The organism is Kitasatospora sp. NPDC093558 (assembly GCF_040683475.1).
Taxonomy (GTDB): Bacteria; Actinomycetota; Actinomycetes; order Streptomycetales; family Streptomycetaceae; genus Kitasatospora.
Map to the genome: position 1 here is coordinate 1 of NZ_JBFBDY010000084.1, position 20483 is coordinate 20483.

Below are 20483 nucleotides of genomic sequence, written 5' to 3' on the forward strand. Positions count from 1 at the left end.
TCGCCGCAGCCGCCGGAGACGCTGCCGCTCGCCTCGCCGTCCGCGTCGACGGCGAGGGCCGCGCCGGGGTCGCGGGGCGCGCTGCCGGAGACGCCGACGACGGTGGCCACGGCGAAGGAGCGCCCGGACGCGTGCCAGGCCTGCAGCTGCTCGGCGATGTCCTGCATGTCGGAGGGCTCCTTACACGTTTCGACAGTAGCGGGGGCGCCGCCGTACGGGAAACGATCCCGTACGGCGGCGTTGCCGAGAAGCGTGTGCCCGGGCGCCCCGGGCACCGCCGCGGCTAGTGCACGCCCAGCCAGGACTTGATCGGCGAGAGCGCGAAGTACACGACGAACACACCAGTGAGGATCCACATCAGGACGCCGGGCTCGCGCCACTTGCCCTGGCCGGCCTTGATGACCGTGTACGAGATGACGCCGGCGGCGACGCCCGCGGTGATGCTGTAGGTGAACGGCATCAGGACGCAGGTGAGGAAGGCCGGGATGGCGACCTCGCGGTCGGACCAGTCGATGTGCCGGGCCTGGCTCAGCATCATCGAGCCGATGACGACGAGGGCGGCGGAGGCGACCTCGACCGGCACGATGCCGGCGAGCGGGGAGAAGAACAGCATCAGGGCGAACAGGCCGCCGGTGACGGTGGAGGCGAGGCCGGTGCGGGCGCCGTCCCCGACGCCGGTCGCGGACTCGACGAAGACCGTCTGGCCGGAGGCGCCGGCCAGGCCGCCGACCGCGCCGCCGGCGCCGTCGATGAACAGCGCCTTGGACAGGCCCGGCATGCGGCCCTGCTTGTCGGCCAGGCCCGCCTCGGTGCCGACGCCGATGATGGTGGCCATCGCGTCGAAGAAGCCGGCGAGGACGAGGGTGAAGACGGCGACCGAGGCGCTGATCGCGCCCATGCCCTTGCCGCCGAAGGCGCCGAACAGGTCGACGTGCCCGAAGAGGCTGAAGTCGGGTGCCGCGACCGGGCTGCCGGGCCACACCGGGACGGAGTTCGCCCAGGCCTTGGCGGGCACGTGGGCCAGCTTGTTGACGACGATCGCGACGACGGTGCCGCCGGCGATGCCGATCAGGATCGCGCCGCGCACGTTGCGCGCCATCAGCACGAAGATCGTCAGCAGGGTGAGGCAGAAGATCAGGACGGGCCAGCCGGAGAGCTCGCCGAAGGGGCCCAGCGACAGCGGGGTGGGGCCGCCGGTGTGCACGAAGCCGGCCTTGTACAGGCCGATGATGGTGACGAACAGGCCGATGCCGATGGTGATCGCGTGCTTGAGCGGCAGGGGTATGCCGTTCATGATCTTCTCGCGCAGGCCGGAGACGACCAGCAGGACGATCAGCAGGCCGTAGATCACGCACAGGCCCATGGCCTGCGGCCAGGTGGTGTGCGGGACGACCAGCGCCGAGACCGCGCCGGAGACGGAGAGCCCGGCGGCGAGGGCCAGTGGCACGTTGCCGACCACGCCCATGAGGATCGTGGTGACGGCGGCCGCGAGGGCCGTGGCGGTGGTCAGCGCGGCGTGGTCGAGCTTGACGCCGGTGACGTCCGCGCCGCTCAGGATGAGCGGGTTGAGCAGGATGATGTACGCCATCGCCATGAAGGTGGTCAGACCACCCCGTAGTTCGTTGGCGAGCGTCGATCCCCGGGCCGAGATCTTGAAGTACGCGTCGAGCGCGCTGCTCGGCCGTGCTGCCGGGACCGACGTGGGGGTGTCGTCCTCGGCGGGTCTGTCTTCGGTGGTGCCGGGCTCCGTGGGGATCCGGGTCATGTCCACTCCCAAGGTTCAAAGGGGGTTGGGGTGGGCGAGCCGACCTGACTGCCAGGCAACGAATCCGGCGCAGGGGGACTAATCGACTCACTGGGCGCACTCTGTGGCTGTGCCTGCGGTGCGTAGGTGGTGCGCACCGCTGCAGGACCCCGGCGTGGGAGAGGCAGCGGGATGGTGCGGTCGCGTATCGGCGTGTGGTGCATGGGAGGTGCCTCAACTGCGAGTGGAGGGTGGTGCTGGGCGGTGCTGGGGGTGGTGCTGGGTGGTGCTGCCCCGGGGCGACGGGGAAGACGGTCGCCGCCCCGGGGACGTCCGGTGAACTGCCGGGGTCAGCCGGGCTGTTCGGTGGTCAGGTGCTCGGGGCGGACGGGGATCCGCTTGAGCGCGAGACCGGTGGCGTTGCGGATGGCGGCCACGATCGACGGAGTGGCCGAGACGGTCGGGGCCTCGCCGACGCCGCGCAGCCCGTAAGGGGCGTTGGGGTCGGGCAGTTCGAGGATCTCGACCGGGATCGGCGGGGTGTCGAGGATGGTGGGGATCAGGTAGTCCGTGAAGGAGGCGTTGCGCACCTTCCCGTCCCGGACGATGATCTCCTCCATGACGGCGAGGCCGAGCGCCTGGGTGCAGCCGCCCTGGATCTGGCCGACGACCGACAGCGGGTTGAGCGCCTTGCCGACGTCCTGGACGGCGGTCAGTTCGACCACCTTGACCAGGCCGAGCTCGACGTCGACGTCGACGACCGCGCGGTTGGCGCAGAAGGTGTACTGGACGTGGCCGAAGCCCTGCCCGGTCTCCTTGTCGAACGCCTGGGTCGGGCGGTGGTGGTGCTCGCGGGTGAGGTCGATGGCCTCGTCGCCGAGCAGGTCGACCATGGAGACCAGCGGGCCGGCGCTCTCGGAGACGACCTTGCCGCCGACGAGGGTGATGTCGTCGTGCAGCCAGCCGTAGCGGCGCCGGCCCTTGTCGATCAGCGCGCGCTTGACGGCCTCGGCGGCGAGCTTGACGGCGCCGCCGGTCATGTAGGTCTGGCGCGACGCGGAGGTCGAACCGGCCGACCCCACCTCGGTGTTGGCCGGGTGAATGGTGACGAGCTCGACGCCGAGCTCGGTGCGGGCGATCTGGGCGTGCACGGTGACGCCGCCCTGGCCGACCTCCGCCATCGCGGTGTGCACCATGGCGACCGGCTCGCCGCCGATCACCTCCAGGCGCACCCGGGCGGTGGAGTAGTCGTCGAAGCCCTCGGAGAAGCCGACGTTCTTGATGCCGACCGAGTAGCCGACGCCGCGCACGATGCCCTCGCCGTGCGAGGTGTTGGACAGCGCGCCGGGCAGCTGGCGCACGTCCAGGTGGGCGGTGTCCAGCGGCGGGGGCAGCGGCATGTCCTTGACGCGCTGGAGCAGGTCGGCGACCGGGGCCGGCGAGTCGATCTGCTGGCCGGTGGGCATGACGTCGCCCTCGGCCATGGCGTTGAGCTGGCGGAACTCGACCGGGTCCATGCCCAGTTCGGCGGCGAGGCGGTCCATCTGCGTCTCGTAGCCGAACGCGGCCTGCACCGCGCCGAAGCCGCGCATCGCCCCGCAGGACGGGTTGTTGCTGTAGAGCGCGATGGCGTGCATCTTGACGTTCGGGATCACGTACGGGCCGTGGCCGAGCGAGGCCGCGTTGCCGACGACGGCCGGGGAGGCGGAGGCGTAGGCGCCGCCGTCCAGCACGATCCGGCAGTCGGCGAAGACGAGCTTGCCGTCGCGGGTGACGCCGTGCTCGTAGTGCATCTTCGCCGGGTGGCGGTGCACGTGGCCGTAGAAGGACTCGTCGCGCGAGTAGACGATCTTGACGGGCTTGCCGGTGTGCTGGGCCAGCAGGCACGCGTGGATCTGCATCGAGATGTCCTCGCGGCCGCCGAAGGCGCCGCCGACGCCGGCCAGCGTGAGCCGGACCTTCTCCTCGGGCAGGTCCAGCACCGGGGCCATCTGCTCGCGGTCGACGTGCAGCCACTGGGTGGCGATGTACAGGTCGATGCCGCCGTCCTCGGCGGGCACGGCGAGGCCGGACTCGGGGCCGAGGAAGGCCTGGTCCTGCATGCCGACCTCGTAGTCGCCGCTGACGATGACGTCGGCGAGCGCCCGGACCTCGTCGGTGACGCCGAGGCCGGAGACCAGCTTCTGCTCGTGGCAGATGTTGCCGTACCCGTGCGACTTGAACTCGTGCGGCTCGTGCACGTAGCCGTGGGTCTCGGGGTCGAGGCACTGCTCCTCGGTGACGATCGGGGTGAGCACCTCGTACTCGACCTTGATCTTCTTCACCGCGCGGCGGGCCGTCTCCGGGTGGTCGGCCGCGACCAGCGCGATCGCCTCGCCGTGGTAGCGGACCTTGTCGATCGCGAGGGCCGGCTGGTCCTGGATCTCCAGGCCGTAGAACTTCGAGCCCGGGATGTCCTGGTGGGTGAGCACGGCGTACACGCCGGGCACCTTGAGCGCCTCGGAGATGTCGACGCTGAGGATGTTGGCCCGGGGGTGCGGCGAGCGCAGCGCCATACCCCAGAGCATGTCCTCGTGCCACATGTCGGACGAGTACGCGAACTCGCCCTTGACCTTCAGGTTGCCGTCCGGGCGCAGCGGCGAGCCGCCGATGCCGTCCTTGGACGCCTGGTCGATGTTCTGGAGGTTCTTCTGCCCCTGGATCGTGCGCGTGCTCATTCGGACTCCGCCTTCCCGGCGCACTTGCGGGCGGAGGCGAGCCGCACCGCGTCCATGATCTTCTCGTAGCCGGTGCACCGGCACAGGTTGCCCGACAGCGCCTCGCGGATGTCGTTGTCGCTGGGCTGGGCGTCGCGCTCCAGCAGGGCGTCGGTCTGCACCAGCAGGCCGGGGGTGCAGAAGCCGCACTGGACGGCGCCGGCGTCGATGAACGCCTGCTGGACGAGGCCGAGCTCGCCGGCCTCGTCGGTCAGGCCCTCGACCGTGCGGACCTCGCGGTCCTGCACCTGGCCGGCCGCGACCAGGCAGGAGCAGACCGGCACGCCGTCGAGGTAGACGGTGCAGGAACCGCACTCGCCCTGCTCGCAGGCGTTCTTGGAGCCGGGCAGGCCGACCCGCTCGCGCAGCACGTACAGGAGGCTCTCGCCCTCCCACACGTCGTCGGCCTCGACCGGCTTGCCGTTGGCGGTGAAAGTGACCCTCATGCCGCGCTCCTGATCTGCTTGCTGTAGTCGTTCCAACACCAGGTGAGGGTGCGGCGGGCCATCACGGCCAGGGAGTGGCGCCGGTACTCGGCGGTGCCCCGGACGTCGTCGATGGGGGAGGCCGCGGCCTTCACCAGCTCGCCGAAGCGCTGGATCACCTCGGTGCCCAGCAGCCCCCCGGACTCCCAGAGCCCGCGCTCGGCCAGCACGCCCTGCAGGTACTCCTCGGCCTCGACGGCGCGGCGCGGAGTGGGGGCGGCCGAGCCGATGCCGGTGCCGACGGTGCCGTTCTTGGGGTGCAGGGCGAAGCCGAAGGCGCACACCGCGATGACCATCGCGTTGCGGGTGCCGATCTTCGAGAACTGCTGGGGGCCGTCGGCGACCGGGATGTGCACGGCCCGGATCAGCTCGTCGGCCGCCAGGCTGTTGCGCTTCACGCCGACGTAGAACTCGTCGATCGGGATCATCCGGGTGCCGCGTACGGAGGCCGCTTCGACGAAGACGTCCCGCCCGGCCGCCAGCAGCGCGGGGTGCGCGTCACCGGCCGGGGAGGCGCCGCCGAGGTTGCCTCCGACGCCGCCCCGGTTGCGGATCTGCGGGGAGCCGACGGTGTGGGACGCCAGCGCGAGGCCGGGCAGCGGCCCGGACAGCTCGTCGATGATCCGGGAGTAGGGGACCGAGGCGCCGAGCCGCACGACGCTGCCGTCGTTGGACCATTCGGTGAGCTCGGTGATGCGGTTCAGGTCGAGAATCGCGGATGGCCGGTGCACGTCGAAGTTCATCTCGACCATGACGTCCGTACCGCCCGAGATGGGCAGCGCGGTCGGGTACTCAGCCTTCGCCGCGAGTGCCTCGTCCCAGGTAGCGGGCCGAAGGAACTCCATGCGGGTGTCTCCTCAAGTCGTCGCCGGCCGGACGGGTGGGCTGGGTGCCCGGAACCCGGTGTTCGGGACCTGCCCACCGTGTCGTCGCCTCGGCGTCGGATCCCGGTCACCGGGTTGTGTCCGGCGGCGTGTGGCCAGTGAACCGCTGTGACGGGGCCCACTGGCAGTCACCGATGGCATGAAGCCCCGGCTGTGGTCCCGCCCGGCATCCTGTACGTTCCTCTAAGGAGGACAACGTCGCAGTCCAGCTATTCACCAGGCGCTACCTACGACCGTAATCCGGCCGTGATTCGGGAGCTACGGGCCCGTGACCCGCCCCCCGGACGGACGTAACGCCAAGCACTGATGTTCGGGCACACTGTCACCCCCGGCAGCGCGCCCGGGCCCTCTCCCCCCACCGATCCAGCCCGTTAGGAGTCCGCGGATGCGTGTCCGTGACCTACTCGCCCCCGGCGCCCCGCGACTGCGCCTGCTCGCGGCCGAGGACGAGCTGGACCGGCAGGTCAGCGGCGTCATGACCACGGACCTGCACGACCCCGGGCGCTACCTGCACGGCGGCGAGCTGGTGCTCACCGGCATGCTCTGGCGCACCGGCCCGGCCGACTCGGAGCGCTTCGTGCGCACCATCGCGGCCGGCGGCGCCGTCGCCCTCGCGGCCGGCGAGGCCGAGGTCGGCCCGGTGCCCGAGGACCTCGTCGAGGCCTGTCGCCGCCACCGGATGCCCCTGCTGGCCGTACCCGACGACATCGCCTTCGGGACGGTCACCGAGTTCGTCGGCCGGCAGGTCTCCGCCGACCGCGCCGCCGACCTCGCCGCCCTTGTCGACCGCCACCGCCTGCTCGTCTCGGCGGCCGGCGGCGGCGGCCTGGACGCCGTCCTGGACCTGCTCGGCGGCGACCTCGACCTCGACTGCTGGGTGCTCACCCCGACCGGCGCCGTGATCGCCGGGCCCGCCGACCGCCTGTCCGCCGAGGACCGCGACCAGTTGGTGCGCGCCCACCTCGCCGCCCAGCGCCAGCGCCGCCGCCCCCCGCACCGCGCCCGCCTCGCCACCGGCTCGTACTCGCTGCTGCCGGCCCCGGCCACCGCCGACGCCGAACACGAGGCGCCGCTCGCCGACTGGGTGCTCGCCGTCGCCGGCGACGTCACCGAATGGACCACCAAGCGCCAGCAGCTCGCCGAGAACCTCGCCCGCCTCGTCGCCGCCGAACGCCAGCGCCGCGACGAGGGCCGCCGGCTGCGCCGGCGCCTGGCCGACGAACTGCTCGACCGGCTGCGCCGCGACGCCGACCCGGCCGAGATCAGCCGCACCCTGTACGCCTCCTCGGCGATGGCCGCCCGCTACGAGAGCGCCGAGCCCAAGCCGCAGGCCCAGGAGGGCTCCTGGCTGGTGCTCAGCGCCGACGGCACCGGCCTGCCCGAGGGCATGGTGCGGGCCGTCCTGGAGGAGGCGCTCGGCGGCACCACCGACCGCGCGCTGGTCGCCGGGGCCGGCACCGGCGCCGTCGTCGTGATGCCCGTGCTGGAGGCCGCCGTGCCCGCCGACACGCTGCGCGACCTCCTCGCCCCGCTGGAGGCCGGCCTCGGCTCCGAGGGCCGCATCACCCTCGGCGTCTCCGCCCCCGCCTCCGAGGCCGGCGGCCTGCGCGGCGCCCTGGAGGAGGCCCGGCACGCCCGCCGGATCGCCGCCGCCCGGGTCGGGCGGGTGTGCGTGGCCGGCCCCGAGGAGCTCGCCTCGCACGTGCTCCTGCTGGCCGCCGTCCCGGACGAGGTGCGCCGCGCCTTCCGCAGCCGCCTGCTCGACAAGGTGATCGGCTACGACATCGAGCACCAGGCGGACCTCGTCCGCACCCTGGAGGCGTTCCTGCGCTCGGACGGCTCGTGGACGCGCTGCGCCGGGCAGCTCCACGTCCACGTCAACACGCTGCGCTACCGGATCGGCCGCATCGAGGAACTGACGGGCCGGGACCTCTCGCGCCTGGAGGACCGGGTGGACTTCTACCTGGCCCTCGAACTGGCCTGACGCTTCAGCCTGGTGACGCACGAGGGGCCCGCCGCGGACGTCCGCGGCGAGCCCCTCGTGCGTGTGTGCCTACGGCGCCGGGATGATCCCGGTCAGCCACTCGAAGACGTTCGGCACCATGCGCTTCCACAGGTCGGTGGTGTGCGGTCCGGTGGTCTCCTGCACCTGGATGGTGGTCGGGGCCTTGGCGGCGGCGGCCAGCGCCTGGGCGTCCTCGAAGCCGTCGCCCTTGGCGCCGCTGATGAACAGCGAGACCTTCGGCGGGGTCTGGGCGGTCTTCAGGATGTTGACCGGGTTGTTGGCCTCGCGCAGCTTCGGGTCCTTGCCGACGAGGGAGTCCGACTCCTGGCCCGGGTCGTTGTAGCCGGAGAGGCTGATGCCGGCGCGGTAGCGGTTCGGGTGGGCCAGCGACAGCTTGGCGGCGCAGTGGGCGCCGGCCGAGTAGCCGGCGATCGCCCAGCGGTCGGGGGAGGGGTCGGCGCGGAAGTTGTCCATGATCATCTGCGGCACGTCCCGGGTGACCCACGCGTCGGCGTTGACCTTGCCGGGGATGTCCGTGCAGCCGGCGTCCTGGTGGTTGCCGAGGAGCAGGGTGCGTGGCGAGACCAGGATGAACGGGGCGACCTTGCCCTGCTGCATGAGCGGCTTGAGCTGCTCGGACACCTTGAGGGTGCCGTACCAGGTGGAGGACGAGCCGGGGTAGCCCGGGATCAGCTCGATGACCGGGAACTTCTTGTCCTTGTAGGCCGGGTCGTCGTACTGCGGCGGGGTCCAGACCAGCACCTCGCCGTCGACGCCGGACACCTGGCCCTTGAGCTCGGTCTTCTTGACGTCGCCGGGCACCGCCGGGTCGTTCACGCCGCCGAACTGCTGGAGCGCCTTCGCCGGGGCCTTGGCGTCCCCGCCCGGCTTGGCCGCGCCGGCGGGGGCGGCCGGGTCGTCCTTGGGCACGACGGGCACCGCGCGGACGTGGTCACCGGTGCCGAGCAGGTCGTCCCAGCTGCCGTAGATCAGGTTCGCGTTGTTCACCATCACGAAGACCATCAGCACGGCCGTGATCTGGCAGAACACGATCATGACCAGCCGCGAGAGCACCTTGACCGGTTCGGGCCCGCGCACCTTGCCCCAGAAGAACAGGGCGACCGCGATCGACACCGGCACGAGGATGACCGTGAGGATGAAGAAGGGCGTACCAGTCAGTTGCATCAGTTCTCGTTATCCGGATCGCAAGCCGCCCGGGCCCCACTCGCCCGAACGCACTCCAATGACAAGGGACGGCATTGAACCGGAGACCGGTTGCCGTCCTAATCTGTGCGGAACCTGAGAGGAACATCACGTTTCCGTGATGTTCCTCTTTCGGGTCGACACCTAGTCTGCCACCCGGACGGCCGTCCACCGGACGAGGTGTCCAGCCAACGCTCAGGAAGGTCCCCCGGGGCACCTTACCGTCCGCGCCGCCCCCGCCGCCGGGCGAGGCGGTGCGAGCCCGCGTGACGGCAACGGAGAGAATCGTGGGATGAGCACAACCCGCTTTCGCCCGTCCCGCCGGTTCCGGCCCGCCCTCGCCGCCCTCGCGGTCGCGGTCGCCGTGGCCGGCTGCAGCAGTACCGGAGGCAGACGCGCCGAGGAGGCCCGCGCCAAGGCCGCGGCCTCCGGCGGCAGCGCCGTCACGACCCCGCGCTGGAAGGTCGCCATGGTGACCCACGCCGGAGCCGGCGACGCCTTCTGGGACGGCGTGCGCAAGGGCGCCGAGCAGGCCGCCGCCAAGGACAACATCACCTTCCTGTACTCCAACGACGCGCAGACCCAGAACCAGGTCCAGCTCGTCCAGGCAGCCATCGACCAGAAGGTCGACGGCCTGCTCGTCACCCTCGCCAAGGGCGACGCCATGGCGGGCGTCCTCGCCAAGGCCAAGGCCGCCGGCATCCCCGTGATCACGGTCAACTCCGGCCAGGAGTACTCCGCCAAGTTCGGCGCGCTCACCCACGTCGGCCAGGACGAGAGCACCGCCGGCCAGGCCGCCGGCGCCGAACTGGCCTCCCGCGGCCGCAGATCCGTCCTGTGCGTCATCCACGAGCAGGGCAACGTCGGCCAGGAACAGCGCTGTTCCGGCGCCCAGTCCGGCTCCGCGCTGCCCGGCGGCTCCTTCCAGGTGCTCTACGTCGACGGCGTCAACATGCCCGACGCCCGGGCCGCGATCTCGGCCAAGCTCCAGGCCGACCCGGCCATCGACACCGTGCTCACTCTCTCCGGACCGATGGCCGCCACCGGCCTGCAGGCCATTCAGGACGCCCGCCGCCCGGTCGAGCTCGACACCTTCGACCTGGGCACGCAGGTCGTCGCCGGGCTGAAGTCCGGCAGCGTCGGCTTCGCCGTCGACCAGCAGCCCTACCTCCAGGGCTACGAGGGCGTCGACCTGCTGTGGCTGTACAAGTCCAACCTGGACATGCTCGGCGGCGGCAAGCCGGTCGCGACCGGCCCGCAGATCCTCACCAAGGACAATGCGGACGCCCTCGCCGAGTACGTCGCGAGGGGGACGCGTTGAGCAGCCCCGACCTTTTCGTCCAGGACGCCCTCGCCCAGGACCGCCCGGCGGCCCTGCGGCGCCTGCTCGCGCGCCCCGAGCTCGGCGCGCTGATCGCCGCCGCCGCCGTCTTCCTGGTGTTCGCGGCCGCCGCCGAACCCTTCCTGCGGGTCTCCTCGCTGGGCACCGTGCTCTACGCCGCGTCCACCATCGGGATCATGGCGGTGCCGGTCTCGCTGCTGATGATCGGCGGCGAGTTCGACCTGTCGGCCGGCGTGCTGGTCACCACCGCCGCGCTGACCTCGTCGATGGTCTCCTACCAGTTCACCGCCGTCACCTGGGTCGGCGTCGTCGTCTCGCTCGCCGTCGCGCTCGCGGTCGGCTGGTTCAACGGCTGGATGCTCGGACGCACCAGGCTGCCGAGCTTCATCGTCACGCTCGGCACCTTCCTGATGCTGACCGGCGCCAACCTCGGCGTCACCAAGCTCGTCTCCGGCACCGTGTCGACCAAGCCGATCTCGGACATGCAGGGCTTCGCCTCCTGCCGCTGGCTGTTCGCCTCCGAGGTCACCGTCGGCGGACTCACCGTCAAGGCCACCGTGTGGTGGTGGCTCGGCATGCTCGCCGTCGGCACCTGGGTGCTGCTGCGCACCCGCTTCGGCAACTGGATCTTCGCCGTCGGCGGCGACGCGGCCGCGGCCCGCGCGGTCGGCGTGCCCGTCGCCCGGACGAAGACCGTGCTCTACCTCGGCGTCGGCTTCGGCGCCTGGGTGCTCGGCCAGCACCTGCTGTTCTCCTTCGACACCGTCCAGTCCGGCGAGGGCGTCGGCAACGAGCTGATCTACATCGTCGCGGCCGTCATCGGCGGCTGCCTGATCACCGGCGGCTACGGCTCGGTGGCCGGCTCCGCGCTCGGCGCGCTGATCTTCGGGATGGCCAGCAAGGGCATCGTGTACGCGCAGTGGAACCCCGACTGGTTCAAGTTCTTCCTGGGCGCGATGCTGCTGCTCGCCGCCCTGCTGAACGCCTTCGTCAAGCGCCGGGCCGAGCGGGGGCCGCGATGACTCCCAAGGTTCCTTTCGAGGGCGAGATTCCTTTCGAGGGCGAACTGCTCTCCCTTGAGGGCGTGGGCAAGAGCTACGGCACCGTCCGGGCGCTGCAGGACGTCTCGCTGACCCTGCGGGCCGGCGAGATCAGCTGCGTGCTCGGCGACAACGGCGCCGGCAAGTCCACCCTGATCAAGATCATCGCGGGGCTGCACCGGCACGACGAGGGCGTCTACACCGTCGGCGGCGAGGAGGTCCGGTTCGACTCCCCGCGCCAGGCCCTCGACCGCGGCATCGCCACCGTCTACCAGGACCTCGCCGTCGTCCCGCTCATGCCGGTGTGGCGCAACTTCTTCCTCGGTTCCGAGCGCGGCCTGCGCCGCTGGGGCGGACTGCGCCTGGACGCCGACGGCATGCGCGCCACCACCCGCGAGGCGCTCGCCCGGATGGGCATCGACCTGCACGACGTCGACCGGCCGATCGGCACCCTGTCCGGCGGCCAGCGCCAGTGCGTGGCCATCGCGCGCGCGGTGCACTTCGGCGCCAAGGTCCTCATCCTGGACGAGCCGACCGCCGCCCTCGGCGTCAAGCAGTCGGGCGTCGTGCTCAAGTACGTCACCGCGGCGCGCGACGCCGGGCTCGGGGTCGTCCTGATCACCCACAACCCGCACCACGCGTACCTGGTCGGCGACCACTTCACCCTGCTCAAGCGCGGCCGGATGGCGGGCAGCCACCCGCGCGCCGAGATCGGGCTCGAACAGCTCACCACCGAGATGGCCGGCGGCTCCGACCTCGCCGAGCTCTCCCACGAGCTGGCCCGGCCGTCCGTCTCCGAATCCCGTTCCGATCCCGGTTCCGATTCCCGTTCCGATTCCCGTTCCGAGACCCGTGAGGAGCGTCCGCAGCCGTGAACAGCCCCCAAGGCAGCACCCGGCCGGCCGTCCTGCCCACCCTGCTCGGCCTCGGCCCGCGCGCCGAACGCCGCCGCCGCGCCCTGCCCGCCGGGATACTGCGGCTGCCCACCATCGGCGTCGACATCGGCGGCACCAAGGTCGTCGCGGGCGTCGTGGACGGCGAGGGCAAGGTGCTGGAGAAGCTGCGCACCGACACCCCGCACAAGAGCAAGAGCCCCAGGGTCGTCGAGGACGTCATCGTCGAGCTGGTGCTGGAGCTCGCCGACCGGCACGACGTCCACGCCGTCGGCATCGGCGCGGCCGGCTGGGTGGACGCCGACCGCTCCAAGGTGCTCTTCGCGCCGCACCTCAACTGGCGCAACGAGCCGCTCCAGCAGGCGCTCAGCGAGCGGCTGCGGTTCCCGGTCATCGTCGAGAACGACGCCAACGCGGCGGCCTGGGCCGAGTGGCGCTTCGGCGCCGGGCGCGGCGAGGACCACATGGTCATGCTCACCCTCGGCACCGGCATCGGCGGGGCCGTCGTGCGCGACGGCTACGTCGACCGCGGCAAGTACGGGCTCGCGGGCGAGTTCGGGCACATGCAGGTGGTGCCCGGCGGCCACCGCTGCCCGTGCGGCAACCGCGGCTGCTGGGAGCAGTACTCCTCCGGCAACGCGCTGGTGCGCGACGCGCGCGAGCTCGTCGCGGAGGAGTCGCCGGTGGTGCAGCCGCTGCTGGCCCTGGCCGGCGGCACCGTCGAGGGCATCACCGGGCCGCTCGTCACCGAGGCCGCGCAGGCGGGCGACCCGACGGCGACCGAGCTGCTCTACGAGGTCGGCACCTGGCTGGGCGTCGGCATCGCCAACCTGGCCGCCGCCCTCGACCCGGGCCGCTTCGTCATCGGCGGCGGCGTCTCGGAGGCCGGCGACCTTCTGCTGGGCCCCGCCCGTGACACCTTCCGCCGTACCCTCACCGGCCGCGGCTTCCGCCCCGAGGCCGCCATCGTCCACGCGGCCCTCGGCAACGAGGCCGGCCTGGTCGGCGCCGCCGACCTCGCCCGTCAGGTCGCCCGCCGCTTCCGCACGATCAAGCGGCGCCGGGTCGAGCGCAGCGCGCTGTAGCGGCTCCGGGCCGGGGGCTGATCGTCTCCCGGCCCGGATCCGACGGGCCGTGGTCCGGGCCGTGGTCCGTTCGGGCGGGATTCCTTGGGCCGAACGGGCAGCGTTCGGGCGTGGCTGCTTGAGGGCGGAGCGGATTGGTGACTCTCGGTGCCAGGACACTCACGAGAGGACATCCATGCCAGCCCCATCGCTCCGCCGCACTGCTCGGATCGCGGCGATAGCCGCGCTCGCCTGCGCGACCACCCTGACCACCGCCGGTGCGGCCACCGCCCGCGGACACCACCGCGCGGACCACGAGAACGCACACGAACACGGACATCACCGTGGGCACCATCACCGGAACGTCGTCGACATCGACCTGGAGAAGGGCAAGATCAACGTCGAGGACGAAGCCGAGGGCGGTCTGGTCACCTTCGCGGTTGAGACCGACGACCCGGCGGGCCGTCAGATCCAGCTGATCCGTCCGCACGAAGGGGTTTCGCGGGCCACCCTGTTCGCCGACCTGACCAAGGCCGTCAGCCAGACCCCGGCGACCGCGGCCCAGGGCATCAAGGCCGTCGCGGCCGAATCCGACGCGCTGGGCGGCACCTTCGTCACGCCGGACGTCCCGACGCGGTTCACCGAGGAGGTCGACGAAGGGGAGGTGCTGGTGCTGGACTTCGGCGCCTTCCTCAAGGACCCGGCGCACCCGCTCTTCGCCACGATCGAGTTCGAGGGCCACAACGGGCGCCACCGGCACCACCGGCACCACCACGGCTCCGAGGAGCACGCCACCGTGATCCAGGAGGAGACGCCGGCCGGCCCCCGGTTCGACGTCGAGGACCTGGACGACGCGGACGCCCCGATCGTGGTGCGCAACGAGGCCGAGGAACTGCACGAGATGGTGCTCCAGCCGGTCAAGCCGGGCACCACCGACGCGGACGTGCAGGCGTTCTTCGACGCCACCGCCAAGGGCCAGAAGCCGACTCCGCCCTTCGCCGGCCTGCCGTCCGGCCTCAGCGCGATCTCCCCGGGCGACACCGCGGTGTTCGAGGCCGAGGACCTCAAGCCCGGCACCTACGTCCTGCTGTGCTTCATCCCGGACGACAAGACCGGCGTTCCGCACGCCTTCCTCGGGATGCACAAGGTGGTCGAGTTGCACTGACCGGCAGGGTCGGGCCGTGGGGCCGCCGCCGGGTTCCGGGGGTGGCCCCACGGCGTCGGGCGCCACAGTTCGCCTGCGCGGTGTGGTTGTCGGGATAACGCCTCCTGTGAAACAACGGAGTTGACGTCGACTCAGGAGGAATGGGATGAGGGGTCTGACCCGTCTCGCGCCACCGTTGTTGCTCGCGACTGCTCTGGTGTGGTCCGCCGCCGGGCCGGCCGGGGCGGTGGCCCCGCCGGCCAAGGTGCCGGAGGCGGTCGGGTGGGGCGGGGCCGTGTCCACGGTGTCCGCGGAGGCCACCGCCGCCGGGATCGAGGTGCTGCGCAAGGGCGGGAACGCGGTGGACGCGGCCGTCGCCGCCGCCGCGGCCCTCGGCGTCACCGAGCCCTACTCGTCCGGGATCGGCGGCGGCGGGTACTTCGTCTACTACGACCACGCCACCGGCCGCGTGCACACCATCGACGGCCGCGAGATCGCCGGCCGCACCGCCGACGCCGGGCTCTTCCTGGAGGGCGGAAAGCCGCTCGCCTTCCCCGACGCCGTCACCAGCGGCCTGTCGGTCGGCGTCCCCGGCACCGCGGCCACCTGGGACGACGCGCTGAAGCAGTGGGGCACCCGCTCGCTCGCCGAGAACCTGGAGCCCGCCGAGCGGATCGCCGACGACGGCTTCGTCGTCAACGCCACCTTCCGCGGCATGACGGAGGACAACTTCGGACGCTTCAAGGACTTCCCGGCCACCGCGAAGCTCTACCTGCCCGGCGGCAGGCTCCCCGAGGTCGGCTCCGTCCTGCGCAACCCCGATCTCGCCGCCACCTACCGGCAGTTGGGCAAGGACGGCACCAAGGCGTTCTACCAGGGCGACATCGCCCGGGACGTCGTCGACACCCTCCAGCACCCGCCGGTCGACCCCGCCTCCGGGCGCAACGCCCGCCCGGGCAAGGTCGACGCCGCCGACCTCGCCTCCTACAAGGTCCGCCGCCAGGCGCCTACCCACGTCGCCTACCGCGACTACGACGTCTACTCGATCGCCCCGTCCAGCTCCGGCGGCACCACCGTCGGCGAGGCGCTCGGCATCCTCGAGAACGGCGACGTCCCCGGCTACAGCAGCACGCAGTACTACCACCACTTCCTGGAGGCCTCCCGGATCGCCTTCGCCGACCGCAACCGCTGGGTCGGCGACCCGCGCTTCTCGGACGTCCCGGCGAAGGAACTGCTCGCGCCCGACTACGCCGCCTCCCGGGCCTGCCTGATCAGCCCCGACAAGGCCCTGACGAGCCCGCTCGCCCCCGGCGACCCGTACGACCCGGCCGACCCGGCCGACTGCGCCGAGGGCGGCCAGGCCGTCCCGGAGCCGTACGAGGGCCAGAACACCACGCACCTCACCGTGGCCGACCGCTGGGGCAACGTCGTCGCGTACACCCTGTCCATCGAGCAGACCGGCGGCAGCGGCATCACCGTGCCCGGGCGCGGCTTCCTGCTCAACAACGAGCTGACCGACTTCGACTTCGCCCCGCTCGCGGCCGGCGTGCCCGACCCCAACCTGCCCGGGCCCGGCAAGCGCCCGCGCTCCTCGATGTCGCCCACGATCGTGCTGCGCGACGGCGAGCCGCTGCTCGCCACCGGCAGCCCCGGCGGCGCGACGATCATCACCACCACCCTCCAGGTGCTCCTCGGCCGCCTCGATCGCGGCCTGAGCCTGGAGCAGGCCATCGCCGCGCCGCGCGCCAGCCAGCGCAACGCCGCCGCCACCCAAGCCGAGCCGGGCTTCCTCGCGTTGCCCGAGCGGTCCGCGCTGGAGGCGCTCGGGCACGGCTTCAGCCCGGTCGCCGAGATCGGCGCCGCCACCGGCGTCGAGCGGCTGCCGGACGGCCGCTGGGTGGCCGCCGCGGAGCCCGTGCGGCGCGGCGGCGGCGCGGCCGCCGTGGTCACGCCCGCGGGCTGAGACGCCGGTCGACGCCTGCCGGGATTGTCGGTAGCGGGCGGTATGTTCGGGGTGGGTGCCCCCAGCGGGCGCCCACCCCGTCCGACCGTCCGTACGACCCGGGAAGGCCGCCCGCCGTGACCGTCCGCATCGCCACCTGGAACATCAACTCCGTCACCGCGCGGCTGCCCAAGCTCCTGGAGTGGCTGGAGAGCGCCAAGCCCGACGTGCTCTGCCTCCAGGAGCTCAAGTGCGCGGCCGACGCCTTCCCCTACGAGGACGTCCGCGCGCTCGGCTACGAGACGGCCGCGCACGGCACCGGCCGGTGGAACGGCGTCGCCATCATCTCCCGGCTCGGCCTCGACGACGTCGTGCGCGACCTGCCCGGCCAGCCCGGCTACCTCGCGGACGACGCCCTGCTGCCCGACGTCGAGCCCCGCGCCATCGCCGCCACCTGCGGCCCCGTCCGGGTCTGGTCCGTCTACGTGCCCAACGGCCGCGAGGTCGACCACGCCCACTACCGCTACAAGCTGGAGTGGCTGGAGGCCCTGCGCAAGGCCTCCGCCGACGACGCCGCGGGGCCGCGCCCCTTCGCCGTCCTCGGGGACTTCAACATCGCCCCCACCGACGAGGACGTCTTCGACGTCGCCGCCTTCGAGGGCCTCACCCACGTCACCCCGGCCGAGCGGGCCGCGCTGGAGGCCCTCGGCGAGGCCGGCCTGCACGACGTCGTGCCCCGCCCGCTCAAGTACGACCGCCCCTACACCTACTGGGACTACCGCCAGCTGGCCTTCCCGAAGAACCGGGGCATGCGCATCGACCTCACCTACGCCAACAAGCCCTTCGCCGACGCCGTCACCGACAGCTACGTCGACCGCGAGGCCCGCAAGGGCAAGGGCACGTCGGACCACGCCCCGGTGGTCGTCGACCTCGACCTCTGATCCGCGGGAGGCCCTCGGTACGCCATTCGGCGGGTCACCCCGCGTGACGGGCCGTCGCTCGATCGGACGCGAGCGGTGGCCGGGCGTCCCGGGTCTTCCTACCGTCGGTGAGTGACCGGGTGCGGTTGTTCGACCACGTGGACATGGGAGTCCCCGGCCGCGCCCGAGAATCCCGGAGGTTCCGGCATGCGCCCCACGCGTACGGCCGCCGCCGCCCTGATCGGCGCGACGGTACTGACCGGTCTGACGGCCCCCCTCGCGATCGCCAGGGACGGCGCGGCCTCGGTCAGCCCGTCCCAGGCCGCACCGGGCCAGACCGTGACGGTCACGGTCTCCTGCGAGAAGTCGGACAAGCCCGACGCCAAGACCATCACCGCCCACTCGGCGGCCTTCGAGGGCGGCCCGGCCACCCTCACCCTGGGCCCGGACGGCAAGCACAGCGGCTCCGCGCGCCTGGCCGGCCAGCACGGCGGGGACAGCAAGGTCGACGGCACCTGCCCCGACGGCGGCGCCTTCTCGACGTCCGTCACGGTCACCACCGTCACCGCGCCGGACAAGGGCGCCGACAAAGGCCTGGGCGACTGGGGCAAGGCGGCCGGGGAGTGGGCCGGCTCGCTCGGCCAGTCCGGCGCCGGGAACCAGCAGGTCGCCCCGCACGGCTCCGTCCACACCGGCCTCGGCGGCTCGGTCGCGGGCAGTCCGGCGGAGCTGGCGGGCGGTCTCATGCTCGTCGCCGGCGGGGTCGGCGGGTTCTGGCTGCTGCGGAGGCGCGGTGCCTGATGGCCCCTCTGGCCCCTTCGGCTCCTTTGCCCCCTCCGCGTGCCTCCCGCTCGCATCCGCCGCGCCGCCGGACCGTCCTCGGACCGGCGGCGCGGTGGTGTGCCGAGGCACCGGAGGCTTCGGACGCGCCGCGGGCTTCGGGGCGGAGGCTCAGGCCTCGCGCTGGTCGGCCTTCAGGGTGCCGCTGGCCAGCAGGTACTGGGCGATGATGTACGTCGCCATGATCCAGAACTGATGCCCCGGCAGCTCCCGCCACTTCGCCAGCTGGGTGGCGATCAGCGTGTCCGAGAGCAGGAACAGCGCTCCGCCGAGTCCGGTGCGCCAGCCCAGCCCCGCCGAGGTGACGGCGGTCGAGGCCAGCAGCAGGCTGTAGCCCGCCACCGGCACCTGGAGGTCCCCGAGGTCTGGCCAGAGCTGCCCGATCATGCCGGCCCACGCCCCCGCGTAGGCGGCCGCCACCAGGAGGGCGCGCTTGCGGTCGGTGAGCGCCCCCTGGCGTACGAACATCGTGACGTAGCAGACGTGCGCCGCCGCGAAGGAGCCCATTCCGGCCAGGAACGCCGTGTCGTTCTTCAGCTGGAGCAGCACGTCCCCGCCCGCGCTCAGCAGCAGCGCCGGCGCCAGCAGCTTCGGCGCCTCGCGGTCCGCGGCCGTCGCCGCCGAGACGCTGTGTGCGGCCAGCAGGGGCATCAGGGCGGGCTTGGTGGCGTTGCGGAGCACCGAGGCGCCGGAGAGGATCGCGCCCAGGTGCGCCGCCGAGGTGGCCGCGAAGCCGCCCAGCAGGCCGGTGGTGGAGCGTAGGCGCCCGCCGAGGACGGCTCGGGTGGTCGTACTGATGCTCATACGGCTGCTGACCTCCGGGGATGAGGGATGAGGGGTGAGGCGGGACGGCGGAACGGGCCTCGCGCTCGAACCCTAGGCGACGGCCCGGCACGGCGGTAGACCGGGTTACCGGTGCGTAACCCCGGCGGGGAGCGGCGGATGACGTCCCGGCGGGGCTGCCCCGGGGCCGCCGGCGGTGTAGCGGAGGGCGGGCGGCCACTTGGCCGGGATGTCCGCCCGGGGTCCGGTTGCTGCCGACGGGTGACCCGGCCACCGTCTAGTCTGGTTCCCGACATGGAGCAGCAGGAGTACGCGGCCTCCGCCACCCGGGTGGCGGACGGCAGGCCGGACGGACGCACGGGCGGAACGGGGCGGGGGACCACCGACGCCGTCCTCGCCGTACCCGCCCCCGCTGCCGCGCCCGCCGCCTCCCGCGCGACCGTCACGCCGTCCGTCCCCGCTCCCGGCAGCCGGTCTGACGGCCCGAAGGGCCAGGCCGCGGCGCCCGAGGCCACGGTGGTGGAGGCTTCGGTGGCGGAGGTCTCGGCGGAGCGGGTCTGGACGGAACTGGGGCTGTCGCCGGATCCGGGGCTGCTGCGGCTCGCGCACTGGTTCGCCGCCGCCGACCCCGGCACCGCCGACGACCTCTGCACCGCGTCCTTCGGCCTCTACCCCGCCCGCCACTTCGGCCTCCCGGCCGACGCGGCGGCCGACGCCGACATCAGCTGGTGGCACGGCCCCACCGCGCACGCCGCCGCCGGGCGGCGCGTGCGCGAGGCCCGCCCGGTGCGGGGCCTGCGCCGGGCCCGCCGGGACCCCGCCGCGCTGCCCGTCGTGCGCTCAGGCGCCAAGCCCGGCACGCCCGGCAGGCACCGCAAGCCCGAGCGGACCCGGCCGCTGCCCGGAGTGCAGGATCGTTCCGCCCAGGAGAGCGAGCTTCAAGAGCGCGAGGTCCAGGAGTGCGGCGCGCAGGACCGTCTCACACAACTGGGCGAAGCCCAGCCGTGCGAGACCCAGCCGTGCGAAACCCACGTGCCTGACGCCCGCGTGCGCGACGCCCAGGGCCGGCCGTGCCCCGACGACGCCGCCGAACGCCGCATCGCCGCCCGGCTGCTGCTCGCCCACCCGCTCGTCACCGCCTCCGGCCCGCACGCCGACGGCTTCCCGCTGATCCGGCGTCACCGCGACTGGCTCACCGAGCGCTTCGACACCCTGCTCGGCTACCGCCTCGTCGTCGGCCCCTGGCACGCCCGCCTCTACAAGGCCGGCCTCGGCCCCGGCGCCGCCCGCCGACTCCAGCACCCCGGCACCGGCACCCCGTTCACCCCCGCCGGCTACGCCCAGCTCGCCCTCGCGCTCGCCCTGCTCGTCGACGCCCCCGAGCAACTCCCGTACCGGCGGCTGCTCGACGCCATGCGCGCCGCCGCGCCCGACCTGC

The 20483-nt window shown here is 72.8% G+C and carries 17 protein-coding genes; 10 read left to right on the forward strand and 7 right to left on the reverse strand.

Annotation, left to right across the window (positions count from 1 at the left end):
- The 5 genes from AB0O00_RS11800 to AB0O00_RS11820 all read right to left on the reverse strand — a co-directional run.
- Window positions 1-167, reverse strand: a 167-nt coding sequence (locus tag AB0O00_RS11800; RefSeq protein ID WP_363650699.1) for an XdhC family protein, incomplete at its 3' end; no start/stop codon positions are given.
- A 116-nt stretch (window positions 168-283) separates the two neighbouring features.
- On the reverse strand, window positions 284-1765 hold the full coding sequence (locus AB0O00_RS11805) for an NCS2 family permease (protein WP_363650673.1): 1482 nt from the start codon (window positions 1763-1765) through the stop codon (window positions 284-286).
- Window positions 1766-2094: 329 nt separating this feature from the next.
- Complete coding sequence (gene pucD / locus AB0O00_RS11810; RefSeq protein ID WP_363650675.1) at window positions 2095-4461, reverse strand: xanthine dehydrogenase subunit D; 2367 nt, start codon at window positions 4459-4461, stop codon at window positions 2095-2097.
- Window positions 4458-4946 (reverse strand): (2Fe-2S)-binding protein, encoded by a 489-nt coding sequence (locus AB0O00_RS11815; protein ID WP_363650677.1) that lies wholly within the window; start codon window positions 4944-4946, stop codon window positions 4458-4460. The genes pucD and AB0O00_RS11815 overlap by 4 nt, the downstream gene beginning before the upstream one ends.
- A complete protein-coding gene (locus AB0O00_RS11820) occupies window positions 4943-5830 on the reverse strand; it encodes an FAD binding domain-containing protein (protein WP_363650678.1) in 888 nt (295 codons plus the stop codon). The genes AB0O00_RS11815 and AB0O00_RS11820 overlap by 4 nt, the downstream gene beginning before the upstream one ends.
- Window positions 5831-6254: 424 nt before the next feature.
- Here AB0O00_RS11820 and AB0O00_RS11825 point away from each other — a divergent pair, with 424 nt between their 5' ends.
- Complete coding sequence (locus tag AB0O00_RS11825; protein ID WP_363650680.1) at window positions 6255-7853, forward strand: PucR family transcriptional regulator; 1599 nt, start codon at window positions 6255-6257, stop codon at window positions 7851-7853.
- A 69-nt stretch (window positions 7854-7922) separates the two neighbouring features.
- Here AB0O00_RS11825 and AB0O00_RS11830 read toward each other — a convergent pair whose 3' ends face one another.
- Window positions 7923-9059, reverse strand: coding sequence for an alpha/beta hydrolase-fold protein (locus AB0O00_RS11830; RefSeq protein ID WP_363650682.1), 1137 nt, complete (start codon window positions 9057-9059; stop codon window positions 7923-7925).
- Window positions 9060-9369: 310 nt separating this feature from the next.
- On the opposite strand from AB0O00_RS11830, the gene AB0O00_RS11835 reads away from it, so the two are divergent.
- From AB0O00_RS11835 to AB0O00_RS11870, 8 genes are all read left to right on the forward strand, one after another.
- The gene (locus AB0O00_RS11835; RefSeq protein ID WP_363650684.1) at window positions 9370-10398 is read left to right on the forward strand and encodes a substrate-binding domain-containing protein; all 1029 of its coding nucleotides are present in this window, start codon (window positions 9370-9372) and stop codon (window positions 10396-10398) included.
- Complete coding sequence (locus AB0O00_RS11840; RefSeq protein ID WP_363650686.1) at window positions 10395-11441, forward strand: ABC transporter permease; 1047 nt, start codon at window positions 10395-10397, stop codon at window positions 11439-11441. Before AB0O00_RS11835 ends, AB0O00_RS11840 begins: the two co-directional genes overlap by 4 nt.
- Window positions 11438-12334, forward strand: coding sequence for an ATP-binding cassette domain-containing protein (locus AB0O00_RS11845; RefSeq protein WP_363650688.1), 897 nt, complete (start codon window positions 11438-11440; stop codon window positions 12332-12334). Before AB0O00_RS11840 ends, AB0O00_RS11845 begins: the two co-directional genes overlap by 4 nt.
- 41 nt (window positions 12335-12375) lie before the next feature.
- Window positions 12376-13437: an ROK family glucokinase gene (locus tag AB0O00_RS11850; RefSeq protein WP_363650701.1), complete on the forward strand. Its 1062-nt coding sequence runs from the start codon at window positions 12376-12378 to the stop codon at window positions 13435-13437.
- A gap of 175 nt (window positions 13438-13612) precedes the next feature.
- Entirely contained in the window at window positions 13613-14581 is a 969-nt protein-coding gene (locus tag AB0O00_RS11855; RefSeq protein WP_363650690.1) for a hypothetical protein, read from the forward strand.
- A 145-nt stretch (window positions 14582-14726) separates the two neighbouring features.
- Window positions 14727-16523 (forward strand): gamma-glutamyltransferase, encoded by a 1797-nt coding sequence (gene ggt, locus AB0O00_RS11860; RefSeq protein WP_363650691.1) that lies wholly within the window; start codon window positions 14727-14729, stop codon window positions 16521-16523.
- Between the two features lie 116 nt (window positions 16524-16639).
- Window positions 16640-17443 carry an exodeoxyribonuclease III gene (locus AB0O00_RS11865; RefSeq protein ID WP_363650693.1) on the forward strand — a complete coding sequence of 268 codons (804 nt, stop codon included), beginning with the start codon at window positions 16640-16642 and terminating at the stop codon, window positions 17441-17443.
- A 186-nt stretch (window positions 17444-17629) separates the two neighbouring features.
- The gene (locus tag AB0O00_RS11870; RefSeq protein ID WP_363650694.1) at window positions 17630-18223 is read left to right on the forward strand and encodes a hypothetical protein; all 594 of its coding nucleotides are present in this window, start codon (window positions 17630-17632) and stop codon (window positions 18221-18223) included.
- A gap of 150 nt (window positions 18224-18373) precedes the next feature.
- Here AB0O00_RS11870 and AB0O00_RS11875 read toward each other — a convergent pair whose 3' ends face one another.
- Window positions 18374-19066 (reverse strand): lysoplasmalogenase, encoded by a 693-nt coding sequence (locus AB0O00_RS11875; protein ID WP_363650696.1) that lies wholly within the window; start codon window positions 19064-19066, stop codon window positions 18374-18376.
- A gap of 273 nt (window positions 19067-19339) precedes the next feature.
- Between AB0O00_RS11875 and AB0O00_RS11880 the strand changes: the two genes are divergently transcribed.
- Window positions 19340-20483 (forward strand): DUF2398 family protein (locus tag AB0O00_RS11880; protein WP_363650697.1); only part of this gene is annotated, 1144 nt, incomplete at its 3' end.